The sequence below is a fragment of the Micromonospora sp. LOL_015 genome, assembly GCF_048060275.1.
Lineage (GTDB): Bacteria > Actinomycetota > Actinomycetes > Mycobacteriales > Micromonosporaceae > Micromonospora_E.
Window position 1 is genome coordinate 1 of record NZ_JBHMIO010000110.1, and the last position, 2,892, is coordinate 2,892.

Here is a 2,892-nt window from a genome sequence, read left to right on the forward strand (position 1 = left end):
TGTCCGCGGGCAGGGACTCAACTGTCCGTCAACAAGGATTTTTCAGTGTCCGCTAGCAACGGCGACACGTGGCGATCCCGCACCCACCACGAGCGGACAAACGGTCAAGCCGAAACGGTCAAGCAGGGAGCAACACCCTCCGACGGATCGAGGTCAGCGTACGTCTCAACGCACATCAGGGCGCGACGTCGGTAGGACCCCGATCCGGATCGCCGTCGCGATCCTCACTCTGGCGCCAACGGGTCGGGATCGGGTATGGGACCCAGAACAAGGCCGAGAAGCTGATCGACTGCCCCACTTCGATGACCCGATCGAGCAGCAGGTAGCCGTACTCTTGCCAGCCTTGGCGCGGTGCCAGTGCCCTAGGCCGGGGAATCGGTCGCACCAGATGCCCCCTCGTCAGAAACTGTCGACGACTTGGTAGACGCCGAACGGCGGGTCCGAACCGCTCATCCCGGAAGGGCCGCAGCGGGGCTGTGGTGTCCCGATGATCAGGACCGGCCTCCCAGGTGAGAAACGCGTTCAGGTCGGCCCAGCGGCTCATCACCAGAAAGCCCCGGCTGTCCCGGACCGCCCCGAGCAGATCGTTACCGAGTAGCCCTGGCACGTCGCGCATGCGCTGGCTCACCCGCTGGTACGCCAGCCGGACCGACTCGTGGTCGGTCGCCGCGTGGTACACCAGCACCCGTACCTCACCGCTCATGCCGGCGGTACCCCCGCACCAGTTAAATGGGCGACCACGTGCATCGTGGTCATCGACCCAGCCGATCGGTACGGATGCAGCAACTGGCGATGCTGCACATGTCGGTCGCTGTGCTCGAACTCGCGAAACTGCGGCTCGTCCAGCCAGTCGCTGACGATGTAGTAGACGTCGTTCTCCTCAGCGCTGCGTGACAGCCACTGACCCAGATTCGCTGGGTGCGAGGTCACCGAATTACCGACCTCCCGCCAGACCCGTTCGAAGTCCGCTCCCATACCCGGCTTGATTTGCATCCGGAGCATGACCCGGAACCGACTCTGCTCCGACATCAGGAAATCCCTCCATCGATGTGCAGGGTGGCACCGGTGACGTACCGGGAGAGCGGGCTGGCGAGGAAGAGCACGGCACCACCGACCTCGTCGGGCGTACCGAGCCGGCCGAGCGCGGTCTTGTCGCCGTAGCGCTGCCGCATGAGAGCCTGCTGCTCGGCCGGCATCGCCGCCATCGCCTCGGTTTCGATGACCCCGAGCGCCAGCACGTTCACCCGGATACCACGCGGACCCAGTTCCTTGGCCAGCGACCGGGTCAGCCCCACCAGCGCGGCCTTGGTCGCCGTGTAGTGGGCACGCAGCGGAATGCCTACCTCGGCCACCTTCGATCCGATGCTGACCACCGAGGATCCCTCGCCGAGTAGCGGCAGGGCGTGCTGGATCACCAGGTGGGCGGCGGTCAGGTTGACATCCAGAATCCGCCGCCACTCGGTCAACGTCAGCCGCTCGTACGGCACATGACTGATCGCCCCGGCGTTGTTGACCACTAGGTCGAGCCGGCCGAACCGGTCGCCGCACTGGGCCACCAGGCTGGCGATGTCGTCAGGCCGCCCGAGATCGGCGCGGATGACATGGTGCTGCCCACCGATTTCCTTGAGCTCATTCTCCAGGCTGGTGGCTTCCTCACTCGCCTGCCTGTGGCAGGTGATCACATCGACTCCCGCGCGGGCCAGGGCGAGAACAACACCCCGACCGACGCCACGGGTTCCTCCGGTGACAAGAGCCTTACGGCCCGCCAGTTGGAGATCCATGTCCGCTCCTTTCTAAGTCGTGGCGTGCGGCCACGAGGGGATTACATCTGCACGCTCAGCGCCGCACCATTGGCGATCAGTGCGCACACGGCCAGCCAGGTCCGTATCCGGTTCCACAGCCCCCAACCGGGTCGGGGATCCTGCCGCGTGAAGTCGGGTGGTAGGCGATCCGGGTCCAACTGTCTGATCCACCGGTTGACCGGCACGTTCTTGATCAGGGAGATGGTGACGGTTGCCGCCGCCGCGAGCGCGGCAACGACGTACAGCGCCCGGGCAGCCCTGGCATCGCCGTCAGCCAGGGCCAGCACCACGTCGCCGGTGATCGTCGCCAGTAGGCACGCCGGCATGAACGGGTCGTATCGGGTGGCGAAGAACGCGTGCGCGTGCACGTACCGGCCGGGCGGCAACGCTTGCAACAGCGGCCAGCCGCCCAGTTGAGTACCGACCAGTACGCCGGCGGCCAGGCCATTAACGACGAGCACCAACGGAGCGAGTACGAGGATCGACACGACGCTACCTGGCTCAACCGGTCGCGGCTGCCCGCGCGGCTGCCTCGACCTTGTCCTTGATCAGCTGCATTTGGACCGCAGTATTGCGGTTCAGATGAGCGGTCATCCCGGCGTCGTCGGTAGGTGCGTCCGGCTTCAGGTGGAAGTCCTGAACCCAACGCATTCGGACTCCGTTTTCCTCTTCGCGGTACTCCCAGTAGATGTTCATGAACTCGAAGGGGCCGGTCTCCACCCGATGCGCTCGCACGGTTCGGGTACGAGGATCCGGGGTCCGTTCGGACACCCAGCTCCAGGTCCTGCGCTGCTCGTCCGGGTGCATGGTGAGTCTGAACCGGACGGTGTCACCGCGCTGTTCGAGGATATCGGCCGATGCGTACTCGCTGAACAGGTCGGGCCAGTTCACCACATCGTTGGTCATCTGCCACACGACGTCGATCGCGGCCTCGATGAGGATCGAGTTGTCGGTGTGTCCCGCCATGTCAGGCTGCCTTCCCTGACGCGACGAGCCGTTCGTTGAGGTAGGCGACGGCCGTGCGAGGGGCAATGCCACGTAGCTTAAGTTGATCTTGGTGGTGGCTGGACCCGGTAGATGTGGATGGTCG

General features: G+C 65.2%; 5 protein-coding genes. All 5 read right to left on the bottom strand.

Going from position 1 to position 2,892, the window contains the following annotated elements; translation table 11 throughout:
• Positions 1–175 precede the first annotated feature (175 nt).
• Positions 176–703 carry an antibiotic biosynthesis monooxygenase family protein gene (locus ACFHWU_RS28870; RefSeq protein ID WP_416592259.1) on the bottom strand — a complete coding sequence of 176 codons (528 nt, stop codon included), beginning with the start codon at positions 701–703 and terminating at the stop codon, positions 176–178.
• On the bottom strand, positions 700–1,029 hold the full coding sequence (locus ACFHWU_RS28875) for an antibiotic biosynthesis monooxygenase family protein (protein ID WP_416592260.1): 330 nt from the start codon (positions 1,027–1,029) through the stop codon (positions 700–702). Before ACFHWU_RS28875 ends, ACFHWU_RS28870 begins: the two co-directional genes overlap by 4 nt.
• Positions 1,029–1,781 (bottom strand): SDR family NAD(P)-dependent oxidoreductase, encoded by a 753-nt coding sequence (locus tag ACFHWU_RS28880; protein ID WP_416592261.1) that lies wholly within the window; start codon positions 1,779–1,781, stop codon positions 1,029–1,031. Before ACFHWU_RS28880 ends, ACFHWU_RS28875 begins: the two co-directional genes overlap by 1 nt.
• Positions 1,782–1,822: 41 nt before the next feature.
• Positions 1,823–2,290 (bottom strand): anthrone oxygenase family protein, encoded by a 468-nt coding sequence (locus ACFHWU_RS28885; RefSeq protein WP_416592262.1) that lies wholly within the window; start codon positions 2,288–2,290, stop codon positions 1,823–1,825.
• 13 nt (positions 2,291–2,303) lie between these two features.
• The coding region (locus ACFHWU_RS28890) for an SRPBCC family protein (RefSeq protein WP_416592263.1) at positions 2,304–2,892 on the bottom strand (589 nt) is incomplete at its 5' end.